This is a genomic window from Roseovarius sp. SCSIO 43702 (assembly GCF_019599045.1).
Taxonomy (GTDB): Bacteria; Pseudomonadota; Alphaproteobacteria; order Rhodobacterales; family Rhodobacteraceae; genus Roseovarius.
Genome location: NZ_CP080623.1, coordinates 1,266,087 through 1,281,498 on the forward strand (window position 1 = coordinate 1,266,087; position 15,412 = coordinate 1,281,498).

10 protein-coding genes, 1 tRNA gene and 3 pseudogenes are annotated in these 15,412 nt (G+C 60.9%); 10 read left to right on the forward strand and 4 right to left on the reverse strand.

The genetic code is table 11. From position 1 onward, the window contains the following. Nucleotides 1–24 precede the first annotated feature (24 nt). The 7 genes from K1T73_RS06085 to K1T73_RS06115 all read left to right on the forward strand — a co-directional run bounded on the left by K1T73_RS06085 (nucleotide 25) and on the right by K1T73_RS06115 (nucleotide 7,909). Entirely contained in the window at nucleotides 25–1,449 is a 1,425-nt protein-coding gene (locus tag K1T73_RS06085) for a deoxyribodipyrimidine photo-lyase (protein ID WP_220603075.1), read from the forward strand. An 86-nt stretch (nucleotides 1,450–1,535) separates the two neighbouring features. After that, nucleotides 1,536–2,744, forward strand: a complete 1,209-nt coding sequence (locus K1T73_RS06090) for a cyclopropane-fatty-acyl-phospholipid synthase family protein (protein ID WP_220603076.1) — start codon at nucleotides 1,536–1,538, stop codon at nucleotides 2,742–2,744. Between the two features lie 3 nt (nucleotides 2,745–2,747). Beyond that, nucleotides 2,748–3,206 carry a TrgA family protein gene (locus tag K1T73_RS06095; RefSeq protein ID WP_220603077.1) on the forward strand — a complete coding sequence of 153 codons (459 nt, stop codon included), beginning with the start codon at nucleotides 2,748–2,750 and terminating at the stop codon, nucleotides 3,204–3,206. 5 nt (nucleotides 3,207–3,211) lie between these two features. Further along, nucleotides 3,212–4,162, forward strand: coding sequence for an NUDIX domain-containing protein (locus tag K1T73_RS06100; RefSeq protein ID WP_220603078.1), 951 nt, complete (start codon nucleotides 3,212–3,214; stop codon nucleotides 4,160–4,162). Between the two features lie 53 nt (nucleotides 4,163–4,215). Further along, a complete protein-coding gene (locus K1T73_RS06105; RefSeq protein ID WP_220603079.1) occupies nucleotides 4,216–5,247 on the forward strand; it encodes a cysteine synthase A in 1,032 nt (343 codons plus the stop codon). Further along, nucleotides 5,244–7,727 carry a DUF3772 domain-containing protein gene (locus K1T73_RS06110; protein ID WP_220603080.1) on the forward strand — a complete coding sequence of 828 codons (2,484 nt, stop codon included), beginning with the start codon at nucleotides 5,244–5,246 and terminating at the stop codon, nucleotides 7,725–7,727. Before K1T73_RS06105 ends, K1T73_RS06110 begins: the two co-directional genes overlap by 4 nt. Before the next feature lie 92 nt (nucleotides 7,728–7,819). Then, nucleotides 7,820–7,909 (forward strand) — tRNA-Ser (locus K1T73_RS06115). A gap of 502 nt (nucleotides 7,910–8,411) precedes the next feature. On the opposite strand, the pseudogene K1T73_RS18035 reads toward K1T73_RS06115, so the two are convergent. Beyond that, nucleotides 8,412–8,735 (reverse strand): annotated as a pseudogene (locus K1T73_RS18035) (recombinase zinc beta ribbon domain-containing protein); the annotation flags it as partial. On the opposite strand from K1T73_RS18035, the gene K1T73_RS06120 reads away from it, so the two are divergent. After that, on the forward strand, nucleotides 8,622–8,918 hold the full coding sequence (locus K1T73_RS06120; RefSeq protein WP_220603081.1) for a hypothetical protein: 297 nt from the start codon (nucleotides 8,622–8,624) through the stop codon (nucleotides 8,916–8,918). The pseudogene K1T73_RS18035 and the gene K1T73_RS06120 sit on opposite strands and share 114 nt — an antisense overlap. A 48-nt stretch (nucleotides 8,919–8,966) precedes the next feature. Here K1T73_RS06120 and K1T73_RS18040 read toward each other — a convergent pair. Continuing rightward, nucleotides 8,967–9,410 (reverse strand): annotated as a pseudogene (locus tag K1T73_RS18040) (recombinase family protein); the annotation flags it as partial. A gap of 1,654 nt (nucleotides 9,411–11,064) precedes the next feature. Here K1T73_RS18040 and K1T73_RS06130 point away from each other — a divergent pair. Beyond that, nucleotides 11,065–12,387 carry an XRE family transcriptional regulator gene (locus tag K1T73_RS06130; RefSeq protein WP_220603082.1) on the forward strand — a complete coding sequence of 441 codons (1,323 nt, stop codon included), beginning with the start codon at nucleotides 11,065–11,067 and terminating at the stop codon, nucleotides 12,385–12,387. Continuing rightward, nucleotides 12,356–13,447, forward strand: a complete 1,092-nt coding sequence (locus tag K1T73_RS06135; RefSeq protein ID WP_220603083.1) for a beta family protein — start codon at nucleotides 12,356–12,358, stop codon at nucleotides 13,445–13,447. Before K1T73_RS06130 ends, K1T73_RS06135 begins: the two co-directional genes overlap by 32 nt. Nucleotides 13,448–13,853: 406 nt before the next feature. Here K1T73_RS06135 and K1T73_RS06140 read toward each other — a convergent pair. Together K1T73_RS06140 and K1T73_RS06145 are read right to left on the reverse strand one after the other, a co-directional pair. Next, nucleotides 13,854–14,785: pseudogene (locus tag K1T73_RS06140) on the reverse strand (IS5 family transposase). 71 nt (nucleotides 14,786–14,856) lie between these two features. Continuing rightward, the gene (locus K1T73_RS06145; protein ID WP_220603084.1) at nucleotides 14,857–15,150 is read right to left on the reverse strand and encodes a hypothetical protein; all 294 of its coding nucleotides are present in this window, start codon (nucleotides 15,148–15,150) and stop codon (nucleotides 14,857–14,859) included. Between the last annotated feature and the right edge of the window lie 262 nt (nucleotides 15,151–15,412).

Sequence of the window (15,412 nt, forward strand, 5' to 3'; positions counted from 1 at the left end):
CCGAAGACCCGGATGAGAGGATGCATGAGCAAGCCGACGCCCACGATACTCTGGCTGCGGCGTGATTTGCGACTGAGCGATCACGACGCATTGCGCGCCGCCGTGCGGCGCGGCGGGCCTGTCATTCCCGTCTACGTGCGCGACGCGGCGCTTGATGATCTCGGGGCTGCGCCGAAATGGCGGATGGGTCTCGGAATCGAGGCGATGGCCGAGGCTCTGGAACGCAAAGGCAGCGGCCTGATCCTTCGGTCGGGACGGGCGCTCGAGGTGCTGCGCGATCTTGTCAAGGAGACGGGAGCGGGCGCGGTCTTTTGGTCGCGGCTCTATGATCCGGCGGCGATCGAGCGGGACAAGGCGGTCAAGGCGGGGCTGAAGGAGGACGGCATCGAGGCCGAGAGCTTTGCCGGGCACCTTCTCTTCGAGCCGTGGACCGTCGAGACCAAGGATGGCGGCTACTACAAGGTCTATTCGCCCATGTGGCGTAACGTGAAGGATCGCGAGGTGCCCCCGGCAGAGCCCGCGCCCTCGCATATCCCCGCACCGGAAAGCTGGCCCGAAAGCGAAACGCTCGAAGACTGGCATCTCGGCGCCGCGATGAATCGCGGGGCCGATGTCTGCCGCCCCTATCAGCGGGTGGGTGAGGAGGCCGCGCATGGCCGTCTCGGTTGGTTTATCGGACATTCGATAGAGGATTATCGCGAGGCGCGCGACAAGCCGGCAGTGGACGGCACTTCGGGGATGTCCGAGAACCTGACCTATGGCGAGATTTCCCCGCGTCAGTGCTGGCACGCGGGGATGCGCGCGCGGCACGAGGGGCACAAGGGGGCGGAGCATTGGTTGAAAGAGCTGGTCTGGCGCGAGTTCGCGTATCACCTTCTCTACCACACGCCGCGGATCGCGACGCGCAACTGGCGCGAGGAATGGGATGACTTCCCCTGGAAGGATGACGAGCGCGCGGCCGAGATCAAGGCGTGGAAGCAGGGCCGCACGGGTGTGCCCTTCGTCGATGCCGCCATGCGCGAGATGTACGTGACGGGCAAGATGCATAACCGATCGCGCATGGTGGTGGCGTCCTACCTTACCAAGCATCTGATGACGCATTGGAAGGTGGGGATGCACTGGTTCGACGACTGCCTCACCGACTGGGACCCGGCCTCGAACGCGATGGGCTGGCAATGGGTGGCGGGGAGCGGGCCGGATGCCGCGCCCTATTTCCGGGTGTTCAACCCGGAGACGCAACTCGACAAGTTCGACCCCGGTCACGACTATCCGAAACGCTGGATCGCGGAGGGACAGGACGAGCCGGGGCAAGACGCGCTTGCCTATTTCGACGCGATCCCAAGGTCGTGGTCGATGTCACCCGACGACACCTATCCCGAAACGCCGGTCGTGGGTCTGAAGAAGGGCCGCGAACGGGCGCTTGGCGCATACGAGGACCGCAAGGGGTAGGGCGGCGCGGCGTGATTTACCGAAACATATGTCAATGAGTGCGCCGGGACCCTAGCGTGAGCGCCGGTGGGAGGAGATGGATGGTCATGGTTCTGACAGATACGGGCGGAGAAGCCGGATTGCCACGCTATTTCAAGCCGGTTTTCGAGACATTGAAGAAAGCCCGTTCCGGTCGGATCGACGTGCGCCTGCCCGATGGGCGCGTGTTTCGCGCGGAAGGCGCCGAGCCGGGCCCGGTCGCGGAGGTGCATGTGCACGAGTCCGACAGCTTCGCCCGGCTTGTCCGCGAGGGAGATATGGGATTTTCCGACGCCTATCTCGAAGGGTGGTGGAGCACGCCCGACCTTCAGGCGCTCATGGATTTCTTCACCATGGAGAACGAGGCGATCTACGAAGGGTTTCCGGGTATGTCCATCCTGCGGGCCTACGAGCGGCTGCGCCATTGGCTGCGGCGCAATTCGAAACGGCAGGCGCGGCGAAACATCAGCTATCACTACGATCTGGGCAACGAGTTCTATCGCCTCTGGCTTGACGATACGATGACATATTCGAGCGCCTATTTCGAAAACGGACAGGAAAGCCTCGAGAAAGCGCAGGTTCAGAAATATGCGAGGATGGTCGACCAGATGGGCGTGAAACCCGGCGATCACGTGCTCGAGATCGGCTGTGGGTGGGGCGGGTTCGCCGAGTATGCCGCAGCGGAACGCGGCCTGAAGGTTACGGGCCTGACCATCAGTCGCGAACAACTGGCCTATGCCGAGGACCGGATCGCCAAGGCGGGGCTGAGCGACCAGGTGACGTTCAAGTTGCAGGACTACCGCGACGAGCGGGGGGCGTATGACGGCATTGCGAGCATCGAGATGTTCGAGGCCGTGGGCGAAAGATACTGGCCCACCTACTTCGAAACGGTGCGCGAGCGCCTTCGTCCGGGTGCGAGCGCCACGCTTCAGATCATCACCATCGCGGATGCCCGGTGGGAGGCGTATCGCAACGGCGTCGACTTCATCCAGAAGCACATCTTCCCGGGTGGCATGTTGCCCAGCCCCTCGGCCCTTCGCCGCGAGATCGAGCGGGCGGGCCTGAGCGTGAGGTCGTCGATCGAATTCGGGGAAAGCTATAGCGACACGCTGCGCCGGTGGCACGAGACGTTCAACGCCAAGTGGGACGAGGTCGCGCGGCTGGGATTCGATGATCGTTTCCGGCGGATGTGGAATTTTTACCTTACCTCTTGCGCGGGATCGTTCAAAGCGGGACATTGCGACGTGACCCAGATCACCATCGCGAGGCCCGGCTGATACATGCGCCCTTCTGACAAGATGCCGACCGCGGCGCGCCTCGTCGCGGCGCTCTGCCTTGCCGCGATCGGATGGATCGGCTCGGACCTTATCCGTCCGCTGATGCCGCCCGAGACCAACTTCGGATGGTTCAACTACGTCAACGCGGGGCTCGGCCTTGTCTGTGGCTGGTGGATTATCGGAAACCGGCTCGGGACGGGATATACCGATGCGATCAGCACGGGATTGACCGGCGTGGGAGGACTCGTCTTCTGGGCGCTTTTCGCGCAAAGCTTCTACCTGATGATCATGCAGGCGCTCGACCGGAAATACAAAGGGCCGGTCGAGGGGATCATGGGCATGATCGACAACGCGCTCGATTATGGTCAGTACCTGCTCAACTGGCCGCTCGCGATCCTGCTGGTCGGCGGAGGGATCGTCACGGGCCTTCTGGCGGAGTGGTTTCACAGGCGCTGGAGCTGATCGGCATGTCCGATGTCATCCTCGGCGGGCCGCTGCGGGATAGCCGCCTGCGCCGGGTCGTTCTGGGGCGCGATGTTTCAGGGAAGCGCCTGACGGATCCGCGTGAGGAAGATCTCGCGCGATTGGACCACTACGCGACTGCCGCGGGCTTGAGCTTCGTATCGGGAGAACGGTACGGGACCGATCCGGATGGCGGGGCCGCCGCGCTCGACCTGGTGATGGCCGAGGTCATCATGGGCGCGTTCGGCCACGTGTCGGCGGGTACGCTCGCGGAGCGACGCGGGATGATCCGCGCGCGGGCCGCGTCACGTCTTGCCGCGTCCGAGGGTGTGCCGGCCGACGTGCGCAGCGCCACGACCGCGGACACCATCGACGTCAGATCGCGGGAGGTGCTTCACGAGGGTTTCTACGCGATGCGCGGGTTCGATTTGCGCCATCCCACCTTCGGCGGGGGCATGAGTGACCGGGTCCGGCGCGAGGTCTTCATCGCGACCGACGCGGCGCTGGTGCTGCCCTACGATCCGGTGCGCGACCGCGTGCTCCTTGTCGAGCAGTTCCGCATGGGCCCGTTCGGTCGCGGCGATCCCCGGCCGTGGATGCTCGAACCCGTGGCGGGGCGTGTCGATCCGGGCGAGACGCCGGAACACGCCGCGCGACGCGAGGCGCGGGAGGAAGCCAACCTCGATCTGCGATATGTCGAGCCGATGTCATCGCATTACTGCTCTCCCGGTTGTTCGACCGAGTATTTTCACCTTTTCATCGGACTGTGCGACCTGCCCGACGAGGCCGAGGGCCGCGGCGGACTGGAAACCGAGCACGAGGATATCCGCACGCATGTGCTCGACTTCGAAGGCGCGATGAGGCTTCTCGACACGGGCGAGGCGGATAACGGACCCCTGATCCTGTCGCTCCTGTGGCTGGCGCGGAACCGCGACAGGCTGCGCGCAATCTGTTGAGTTTCCGCGCGGCCCGGCCTACATCGGGGGCACGTCAAAAGGGGAGCTTCATCATGCGCATCGCGAAGGACCTGGCCGAGGCCGTTGGCAACACACCCCTGATCCGGCTGCGCCGGGCAAGCGAGGAAACGGGTTGCACGATACTGGGGAAGGCGGAATTCCTGAACCCCGGTCAGTCGGTCAAGGATCGGGCGGCGCTCTACATCATCCGGGACGCGGTGAAGCGCGGAGAGCTGAAACCCGGCGGCACCATCGTCGAGGGCACTGCTGGCAATACGGGCATCGGCCTCGCCCTCGTCGGCGCCTCGATGGGCTTCAAGACCGTGATCGTCATCCCCGAGACGCAGAGTGAAGAGAAAAAGGACATGCTGCGCCTCGCCGGGGCGGAGCTTGTGCAGGTGCCGGCGGCGCCCTATTCGAACCCCAACAACTTCGTGCGGTATTCCGAGCGTTTGGCCAAGAAACTCGCCGAGGATGCGCCGAATGGCGTGATCTGGGCCAACCAGTTCGACAATACCGCGAACCGCCAGGCGCATATCGAAACCACGGGTCCCGAGATATGGGAGCAGACGGACGGCAAGGTGGACGGGTTCGCCTGTGCCTGCGGCTCGGGCGGCACGCTCGCAGGCGTCGGCATGGCGCTTCAGCCCAAGGGCGTGAAGATCGGCCTTGTCGATCCCATGGGGGCAAAGCTTTATTCCTATTACACCACCGGTGAGCTCGAGAGCGAAGGAAGCTCGATCGCGGAAGGGATCGGGCAGGTGCGCATCACCCGCAATCTCGAGGGGTTCACGCCCGACTTCGCCTGCCAGGTGACGGACGAGGAGGCGCTGCCCATCGTCTTCGATCTGCTCGAGCACGAGGGGCTTTGCATGGGCGCCTCGACCGGGATCAACGTGGCGGGCGCGATGAAGATGGCGCGGGAGATGGGGCCGGGGCACACGATCGTTACCGTGCTTTGCGATTACGGAACGCGCTATCAGTCCAAGTTGTTCAATCCGGAATTCCTCAAGGAGAAGGGTCTTCCGGTGCCCGGTTGGCTCGACGAAGCGCCGCGGTCGATCCCCGGGGTTTTCGAGGAATGAGACGCCTGATCCGGTGCCTCCTGCTGCTTCTTTATGTGACGCTCGGGGCGGCGCCGGCGCTCCTCGGGTCGAGCTTTGAAGGAGGCGCCGCGTGGGCGCAGCAACGTGCGCAGGGCCCGGATTACGAGAGGTGGGAACTCATCGCGTCGCGCGCGGAGGATGCCATCGACGCGTCCCGCGCCTCGACGGCCGCGCTCGAAGAGATGCGCGACCAGCTGGCCGATTGGCGTGACATCTTCTTCTCGGCGCAGAATCTCAACGCAGACGCGATCGCAACGGCCCGTGCGCAGCTTCAGGCGCTGGGGCCGCCGCCCGAGGACGGAACTTCCGAGGATTCCGAGATCGCCGAGCAGCGCGAGCGGCTCAACGAGGAGCTTGCGCGGCTGCGAGCGCCCCGCCAGAGGGCGGAGATTGCCTATGGCCGTGCTGACGGGATGATCCAGGCGATCGACCGGATCATTCGCGAACGTCAGACGGAGGAATTCCTGGAACTCGGTCCGTCGCCGCTCAATCCCGAACACTGGCCGGACGGAATAAGTGCGCTTGTCACAGCCTTCGAAGGCGTGCGCCAGGAGGTGGCGAGGTCCCTCGCCAGCGAAACGCAATACACGGAAACGCGCCAGAAGCTTCCGATCACGGTCCTGCTCGCGATCATCGGTGTGATCCTGATGGTCCGCGGACGTTACTGGGTCGAACTCCTGGTGCGGATGATCATGGCCCGCGACACGCTGTCGGTCCGGTGGATCGTGACGCTCGCCGTTTCGGCCGGCGAGATCATCGTGCCTTTCATCGGCTTCATCGCGTTCAGCGAGGCACTCTACATATCCGGCCTCGTAGGGCTGAAGGGCGACCTGATTCTCAAGGCTCTTACGCCTTCGGTGCTCATCTTTCTCGTCGCGCGGTGGTTGGCGCTTCGCTGCTTTCCACGCAGCGACAAGCTGCGACTACCGCTCATACTCGATGCGCCGGATCGCAAGGCCGGCCGGCTCTACGGCGGAGCGCTCGGGTTTGTCATCGCGGTCTTCTATTTCATCAAGCGCGCGGCCGAATTCGACAACTGGAGTGTCGAGGCGTCGAACGTCATCCTGTTCCCGGTCATCGTCCTGGCGGGTCTGCTTCTGGCCCGGCTCGCGCGGATCCTGGTCAAGCACAGCGACGCGGCGGCACAGAGCGAAGATTACGACACCTATCGCAATCGCCTGACGCGGCTTCTGGCACGGGTGCTCTACATCCTCGCCATCGTCTCGCCGCTCCTCGCCGCCATCGGCTATTTCAAGGCGGCGGTCTCGATGATGTTGCCGTCGCTCCTGTCGCTTCTGCTGCTCGCCGCCCTTCTGGTCATCCAGCGCATCATCGCCGAAATCTACGTCCTTCTGACACGGCACCGCGGTGGCACCTCTGACGAGCTTGCACCCGTGCTGATGGGGTTCGGCATCGTGATCCTCTCGGTGCCGCTTTTCGCGCTGATCTGGGGCGCGCGGGTGGCGGACCTTTCGGAGATGTGGAGCAAGTTCACGCGCGGCTTCACGATCGGTGATTTCACGCTGTCACCGACGATCTTTCTCACGCTCGGCATCGTCTTCACGATGGGCTACGTCCTCACGCGGCTCTTGCAGGGCACGTTGCGCAACACGGTTCTGCCCAAGACGAAGATGGATCCGGGTGGCGCCAATGCGCTCGTGTCGGGCATCGGCTATGTCGGAATATTCCTCGCGGCGATCATCGCGATCACCGCCGCCGGAATCGATCTCAGCAGCCTGGCGATCGTTGCCGGTGCGCTGTCGGTCGGGATCGGTTTCGGGCTTCAGAACATCGTTTCGAATTTCGTGAGCGGGATCATCCTGCTGATCGAACGTCCCATCAGCCAGGGCGACTGGATCGAGGTCGGCGGTCTGCACGGCACGGTGAAGGAGATCTCGGTCCGCTCGACCCGGATCGAGACCTTCGACCGGTCCGACCTCATCATTCCGAACGCCGATTTCGTGAGCGGCACGGTCACGAACTACACGCGCGGCAACACGGTGGGCCGGGTGATCGTGCCGGTCGGCGTGGCCTATGGAACCGATACGCGAAAGGTCGAGAAGATCCTGCTCGAGGTTGGCGAAGGTCATCCGATGGTTCTCGCCAACCCCGCGCCCTACGTGGTTTTCCGCCGTTTCGGCGCGGATTCGCTCGATTTCGAGATCAGGGCGATCCTGCGCGACGTGAACTGGATCTTGCGCGTGCAATCCGAGATGAACCACGAGATCGCCCGCCGCTTTGCCGAGGAGGGCATCGAGATCCCGTTCGCGCAGCGCGACATCTGGCTGCGCAATCCCGAAGCGCTCACCCAGGGGAGAGGCGAGCCGCGCGGCGATGAGATATCCGAGCGGGCGCCGGACGAGGCCGCAAGCGACCGCACCGCCCCGGCCCAACTGACCGACGAGGATGCAGCAGATGGGAGCATGGCCCCGGGAGATGGCGAAGGTGACAGCCGGTAGCGGCATGCGACGAGACGCGGCGGCAAGGGGCGTGGTTTCCGCTCGGAATGCCCTTGAGCCGCCCAGTCTCTGACGCTAGAAGCACGGTCAACGGAGCGGTGGCCGAGTGGTCGAAGGCGCACGCCTGGAAAGTGTGTAGGCGGGAAACCGTCTCCAGGGTTCGAATCCCTGTCGCTCCGCCAGATTATCTTTTGCGGTCTCTTCACCCCGTAACACTTTGAAGGGAAAGGTGGTTTCCGGTGTTCTAAGTCCTGATTTATGGCAGTACCTGAGCCTTTCAGAGAACACGACTTTCAGGACCGCAATCCTCCACTCATAGCTCTCTTTTTTCCATATATCACAGGGGGTTGAGATTACTTTCAAAGTGTGTTCAAACATCTCATCAAAGCTGCCGATACTCTTGCCAAGATCTGAGAGCTTCTCTTTGCAGATCACCTGTTTCTTCTGACATTGTGCTATGCGCTTCTCGTATGCTGAGGCGACCGAGTCGTTTTCGGTTTCGACGATCCGATCGAGGAGCTTTTCCTGCTCTTGTTGAAGAAGCTTGATTTGCTTCTCCAAGTCGCGGCGCCGATCCAAGGTAGCGGCTTGATTATGCTCCCAGAGGTCACGCAACATCCTTTTCATAACTTTGGCCACGGTTTCATGCGGTTGTAACTCGGATAGGAGACTGACAAGATTCGCCTCAAGTTTGTCGCCGTTGATTGATTTGCCCTGCCTGTCGCAACGCTTGTTGAAGCACCGGTAATAGGGGTACATTTTGCCGCTCTTGCTCCGGCTCCAGCCTGCGGTTAGCGGTCGGCCACAATCATCGCACAGCACGAAGCCGCGCAAAGGAAAATCTTCGCTTGTCTCCTTCCCAGAATGTACGCGCGAATTTCCGTCGAGCCGCTCTTGGATGAGCTGAAAAGTCGGGTAGCTGATCAAGGGCTTGTGCTTGCCTTTTCGAAGGGAAATCGACCATTTTGGATAGTCGATGTATCCAGCGTAGAGTGGATTGCGCAGCATCCCTTCCATTCTTCCGTTCCCGAGTACGGGGCTCTTTCGGGTCGCTATGAACTCCGGTTGAGCTTCAACAAACCGCTTTGCCGATGCAGCGGTCTCGAAGCGACCGCTGGCGAAGCCTTCGAGTGCCTCGCGGACAATGCCAGAGAGGCCATCGGGTTCTATGGGTTTGCCTTTTCCGGCTGACCGATAGCCGATCGGGGCCGCCAGGCACCAGTAGCCGTCAGACAGTCGTGCCTTCTGGCAACGTTTAACACGCGCAGCATTGTCTTCTCGCTCAAATTGGCCCATCCCAACATGGATCGTCTCCATGAAGCGGCCAGCAGGAGAATCTTCGAATGTAAATGTGGGTGACCTAAAAATCGCTCCATGGTCAGTCGCATATCTTTTGATATTTTGATAGATCGCGACATCACGAGCCACACGTGAGATAGCGTCGACGACAATTACAATACTGTCTTTCCTATTTTTCTTGATCCAGTTTTTCAGATCTTTCAAACCCTCTCGATTGTCTGACCCGCCGGTGCTATCGTCAGTGAATGTCTCAACGACCTCAAAGTCATTCTGACGACAATACTCTCGGCAGGAGCTAATTTGAGAATTGAGACCGTTGCCCTGTTGTACTTGTCGCTTTGTGGAAACACGGGCGTAGATGGCTGCCTTTGAACCCGTCCTCATCGCTTACCTCCTTAGATTTGCTTATACTATTGAGAATTTTGGGCCATTTTCTTAGCGAGATGTTGCACAGCACTCCATCTACGCGTCCTGATCAACGCCGTCTTCCAAGTCCACAGCTTTTGTAGTGTAGCCCGCGCCCCATAGGAAGATGAGGATGGACCAGAGTGCCGAGACAAATTCTTCTTTCCGCGCCTCGCTGAGATTTGAATCGTCTAATTGCCTTGCATAGATTTCCCAGTCTATTTCAATTACTTTTGGACTGGACTCCCTTGAGGGAATTTGAGAATCTATATTGTCACGTGAAGTATCTGAGTAATCCACGAGTTGGACCTCCAAAAGCAAATATTCCAGATCAGCACGGAGACATCTCCTTGCCGAGATGAGGCGCTCATAACCTCTTCAAGCTTCATGCGGACGATCTGACATAATGGAGCGAACGGCAGCCACGCAGAGTCAAGGGAAATTCACGTCGAAGCATATGGTTTCCCCTCAATTACTACCTCGAGTAGCATGATCATGAGATAGTTTTTTCCGAGGCACCGGGTTTCACCCTGTCAGTCATGTGTTCGACAGGCGATTCGAAGTTTTTTCCGCAAGCATCCCGGGGGGCAATTTCCAGAAGATCGTCATAGGATGTTCCTTCGAGCGTGATGCGCCTTGAGCAAAGGGCTGGTCTTTCAGGCCGGTCGAGTTGGACATTGGCCGTCTTCTCGACTGACGAAGAAGAAAATTTCGCCAACTCCTGATTTTCTCGCAACGGGGTCGTTCGTCGAAGATGATGACGCTTTGATGTTGAAATGCCTGTCCGGATGGGTGACCTCGGATGACGGAAAAAACTGAAGGTGATTGGCTTGGAGGTCGGTCATCAGTGCTTTGGCAAATTGATGTGGCAGGACGAAATAACTGTAGCCAGGTCAAGAACCCCACACCGACCGCGCTGGCCGTAGTAGCCTCCGTAGTTGCAGCATGGCATGCCTGTCGCGTTCGGCCCATTTGCATGTGCCGGCTGCTGTTCGAAATCGAGAAAGCGGCGCGGCATCGGAAATCGCTCATATGTATCCGGCCTGTTGATCGGTTCGCGGGCCCTGGCCTTGATGGGGTTGCGCCCACACCTTGGTCTCATTAGCGGCAAGGTCGGTGATGCCTGATGGGCCGTCAGACTCTGGAGGCAATGGATACAAGGATCTCGCAGCGGCGCGCGGCGTGGAGCACTTTGTCGTGGGCAGCGATCCAGGCACCCGCGTCGCGGCAGGCTGCTACCACATTCACAACGTCAACTCGCTGCGCACACGTTACGACAGGTTCGTCAAGCCGTTCTGCGGGCCGGCGTCGAAGAACACCCCCAAGAAAATTTGCGGCGGCGACCAAGATGCACGGCCTCGAGCCGAGGCGGACCATCGGCTCGCCGATGAACGAAATCCTTGTAGAGCCCGACCTCGGGTACTTGCCTATTGGGGATAGGGTCGTGGCCAAGTTTCCGAACGCCAAGACCTCGGTCCGCAGCGTGGCCAGCGTCGCGGCCGTAGTGCGCAAAAACGGCGTGGACGTCCCTATGAGCAAGAAGGCAAAATTAGCTGGCCACAAGCTCTTGAACACAACTTATCCGTTGTGCAGTTGCACGCAACAGATAAGTTGGGTACATTGAGGGATGGCAATGAACGGAATCACTCTGAACGAGAAGGAAGCGCGGGAAACACGCGCCCGTATTTCTCGTCTAACCGAGGCACTGAGTTCGGAACACGCGATGGAGCCGGTTGTTGCCGGGCTGCCGCCCGAGGTGATTTCTCAAGTCTCGCGCATGATGAAGGCCGAGCGCGAGCGCCTGACCCAATCAGTCGAGGCATACGAAGAGGCCAAGGACACCCAACGCCCCACCGCCCTTAAAGCACTGGTAAATCGCGACCTTGGGCTGATGCTCATTGTGGCGAGGATCGCCAACGGTTTTTCTCAGAAGGACTTGGCGTGGCGCCTCGGCGTGAAGGAGCAACAGGTCCAGCGGTGGGAAGCTGAGCGATATGCTCAGATCAGCCTCAAGAATTACCATCGCGTGGCGGCGCTGCTCGGCGTGCGCCCGTGGGCAGACATGTCCGACCAACCGGAACTCCGCGGGCTGGACAAGGTCATCGATGGGGTGTCGAAAGCCGAAATCAAGAAGATCCTCAAGCATGGGCGCGAGAACGGCTGGTTTGCCGAGGACTTCACCGAGGCAGAACTTCGTCGCTACATCGCGGAGAACCGGATCGACTTTGGAAGCCCCGGGCTTCTCCGCACTGGCCTCAACGTTGTGGATCACACCGAAGACGTCATGCTCCACGCTTGGCGCGCCAGGGTCACAGCAAGGGCGCGCGAGGTATTCGCGGGCGTCGGAGACGTTCACGAGCCGCTTGAACTCAAGTGGATTCCCGACCTGGTCCGCCTGAGCAAAGAACCTGACGGGCCGCTCCAGGCAGTTGAAGTACTCGCCAGCCACGGCATCGTCTTGATTGTGGAGCCACAGGTTCCCGGTCTCAAGATCGACGGCGCGGCGTTCATTGTGGATGGGAGACCGGTCATCGGAATGACCGTCAGAACCGACACGGTAGACAACTTCTGGTTCACGTTGATGCACGAACTTGCCCACGTGACGCTTCACTTCTCAACCGGCCTGGCCGTAGGCTTCTACGATCAAACGGACCAAGAGGCATCGGTCGATGAACAGGAGGAGGAGGCCAACCGCTTCGCCTCTAACTTGCTTATACCAGAAGAACGCTGGCGGCGCTCTACCGCCCGCATCGCGAAGTCGGCTGCGGTCATCGAGCGCTTCGCCAACGAGTTAGATATCCATCCGGCGATTGTGTTCGGGCGGATACGCAAAGAACGGGGCGAGTGGTCCCTGTTCGCAAACAAGATCGGGAGGAACACCGTGAGGAAACTGTTTTTGGGCGAAGCCCAGAAAGGAAAGAGTGATGCTCCCATACTACCCCGCCCTCAGGGCTAAACCCGGCGAGTTCGCTGCCTGCGGTAGGCTGGCCGCCCGTTATCAGGGGCACGTTTGCCCTCGTTTCGTGGTGCCGCCTCCCACCGAGCCAGACCCCGAAAAGGGGCGCATACCAACGCTGGATGAGATCGCCTACATGATGGGTGAGCGCCTCGGAAAGAGCTGGCCCCACCAGCGTGCGTTTCTCGACCCGCAACTCGCCGCGGCCGCCCTCGGCGACGAGGGGGTAGCGACGCTCTTCCGCATCGCCACGTCCGTAAATTCCCGCCTGCTTCCGGTCCTGACGATCGCCGATCTGACCAACCCGGCCCGCCAGGCGCTCGTTCAGGACGGGAACGTCAGGGCGGGCATCTACATGGACTTCGAGGAAGTTGATCCCACCGCTTTGGTCGAGGCGGTGGAGAAAATGGGCGTCCGGTCGGAACACTGTGTCCTATTCGTGGATTTCACCGGGGCTCCCCTGGGTGCCGACTTCGCGCCTGCTATCGGCGAAATCTTCGATCAACTGGACGGCGCGGCGCGGTGGAGCAAAATCGTCTACCAAGCGTCGGCGTACCCGGACACGCTGCCGGTCGGTGCCAACGAGCGCACGTTGATCCCCAGAGCGGAGTGGACCACCTTCCAGGCGGCCCTTAAAGAGACTGGCGTCCAACCGGATCGACTGGCGTACGGTGACTTTGGCGCGGATTGCGGGCGGATGGTGTTTCCGAAGGGCAAGGGAGGCGGAAGGCCGAGGCCGCACCTGCGCTACACCGGAAAAACCCACACGTTGGTGGTGAGGGGCAGCGACTCGGGAGCTTTCACGCCGACGATGCGCGACGTCTGCAAGGAGATCATCGAGAGCAATGAGTACAGCGGCAGGGGCTTCTCACCTGCGGACGACCGTATCTGGCGAAACGCGAAGGGGCTGACCGAAACTTGCGGCGACGCGACTGGCTGGCGGGAACTGAACACGGCGCACCACTTGGTCAGGATCGTTAGGGACTTGGGCGCCATGTCGGGCATCGAGTTCGACGAAGATTTGGTGGCAGAATATTCGGAACAAGGCGTACTTCTATAGAAAATAGCAACAGCCGAAAAATGGGGGCCTGTTGGATCATTGAATGTGACAATAGGCGGTGTAGCCTGCGCCCCAAAAAGTGGTCCTCCCTGAGGTAGGCTTTCGAGACCGATAGAGGACATAAGCCTGTGCTCAAGGGCCAGCAAGCGGCCCTCTCCGGTCATTCGCCAGACTGGCCACAGGTGCGTCGCAACTTCCCCGAACCGGTCTTTCGCAGCACTCGCGTCACCGCTGTCGCGGCCCGTGATGTTTTCTCGTCTAAGGGAGCGTCTGAACTACCGCCTCGGCTTCGCCGATTTCTGGGCAGGCGTGGTCTGAGTGAGGCGTCTCGGACGGTTGCGCGGGCCATTTCGGCGGATTTCTCGGCCGGAACGGCCGAAATCGGCATTTGGAGGCGGACTCCGCCTCATGCCATCAGCCTCCGTCGGACGAGAAACAGGTTGCCAAGGGCGAACAGCGTGAAGAGCTGTGCCCTGTTCTTGGCGAGGCCGCGGTAGCGGGTCTTGAGATAGCCGAACTGGCGCTTGAGCACGCGGAAGGGGTGTTCGACCCGCGCCCGGACCATCGCGATGATCCGGTTGATGTCCTCGTCGATGGGGTGCAGCGCGCCGCCTTTCGGCGCCTTCCTCATGATGCCCCAGAACTTGCCGGGGCCGGCGAACGCGGCCTCCCGCGTGGCGCTGACATAGCCCTTGTCGGCCCAGACCGACGTCTCCGCGCCGTGTAGAAGCTCGTCCCAGACCTTGCTGTCGTGGACCTTTGCCGTCGTGGTCTCCAGGCTGTGCACGATCCCGCTGTCGGCATCGACGCCGACATGCGCCTTCATACCGAAGAACCAGTCGTTGCCCTTCTTCGTGGACGACATCTCGGGGTCGCGGGCCCGGGCCTCGTTTTTGGTCGACGACGGCGCGTCAATGATGGTCGCAACTACGAGCGTCCCCGAGCGCAGCGTGACCCCCTGATCGGCCAAATGGCCGTTCACCTCAGCGAACAGCTGTTCCGTCAGCGCGTTCTTCTCCAGCAGATGGCCGGTATGCGGTCGTCACCCAACTCGATCCCCGCGAACCGGCGCATGGCGTCACTATCGTAGAGCATCTCCTCGGCCATCGGGTCGCTCAGGGCATACCACTGCTGGAGGAAATACACCCGAAGCATCGTCTCCAGCGGCATCGGCGGACGTCCGCCCTTCGGGCCGGCCTTCGGGTAGTGCGGTGCGATCAGCGCGAGGAGCCGGGTCCAAGGCACCACCGCCTCCATCTCGGCGAGGAATTTCTCCCGCCGCGTCTGCTTCTTCTTCATCGCGTGGCGGAGGCCGGGAAAGGCGGGCTGCTTGGGCATCGGCGAGCGTCCTTCGTGGTCCCGCCAAGTCTACCCCAAACCGCTGAGAGGGCGAGGTTTTTCAGACGCTCCTAAGCTTCGTGCCAGTCTCGGATGGAGCGGCATAGGTCGCTCATGGCCATACCGGTCCGCATGCCACTACTCAGAACGGGAACATTTTCGGTGAATATCGGCTCACTTTCCCCGTCTGCAAAAAAGTGAAGCACACCAGTTTCGTTGTCTTCATCCTTGATAAATGTCCAAACGCCGAGATACTCACCATCGTGCGTCAGTACGTCACCGCGCTCGATACCGTTCTCAAAACCAACGAGATTGATAGGGTATGTGAGTTCCATGATCGCAAGATACAGTGCCACAACGAACATGCAACGCCTCTGCGACTTACCTGGGCGAACACACGTTTACTTGCGGCCCACTCCTGCCGTCTAACTGTGCGGGAGATGCTGCGATGCAGCTCAACATTGCGGTCATTAAGCGTGGGCCTTACACTTTGCGTTCAGGCATCAGGTAGAGAAGTGGTATGGCATATCCAACCACAGGGGCTTCGAGTTTCACTTGGGCAACGGAGCCTATGATGCATGCAATTGCACGCTCCGTTGGAAGGCAAACGGTGCCGGTAGACACAAG

Coding starts and splice junctions, on each gene's coding strand:
- K1T73_RS06100 (WP_220603078.1), top strand. CDS start 3,212: ATGTCCGATGTCATCCTCGGCGGGCCGCTGCGGGATAGCCGCCTGCGC.
- K1T73_RS06135 (WP_220603083.1), top strand. CDS start 12,356: ATGCTCCCATACTACCCCGCCCTCAGGGCTAAACCCGGCGAGTTCGCT.
- K1T73_RS06130 (WP_220603082.1), top strand. CDS start 11,065: ATGAACGGAATCACTCTGAACGAGAAGGAAGCGCGGGAAACACGCGCC.
- K1T73_RS06090 (WP_220603076.1), top strand. CDS start 1,536: ATGGTTCTGACAGATACGGGCGGAGAAGCCGGATTGCCACGCTATTTC.
- K1T73_RS06085 (WP_220603075.1), top strand. CDS start 25: ATGAGCAAGCCGACGCCCACGATACTCTGGCTGCGGCGTGATTTGCGA.
- K1T73_RS06095 (WP_220603077.1), top strand. CDS start 2,748: ATGCGCCCTTCTGACAAGATGCCGACCGCGGCGCGCCTCGTCGCGGCG.
- K1T73_RS06105 (WP_220603079.1), top strand. CDS start 4,216: ATGCGCATCGCGAAGGACCTGGCCGAGGCCGTTGGCAACACACCCCTG.
- K1T73_RS06145 (WP_220603084.1), bottom strand. CDS start 15,150: ATGTTCGTTGTGGCACTGTATCTTGCGATCATGGAACTCACATACCCT.
- K1T73_RS06110 (WP_220603080.1), top strand. CDS start 5,244: ATGAGACGCCTGATCCGGTGCCTCCTGCTGCTTCTTTATGTGACGCTC.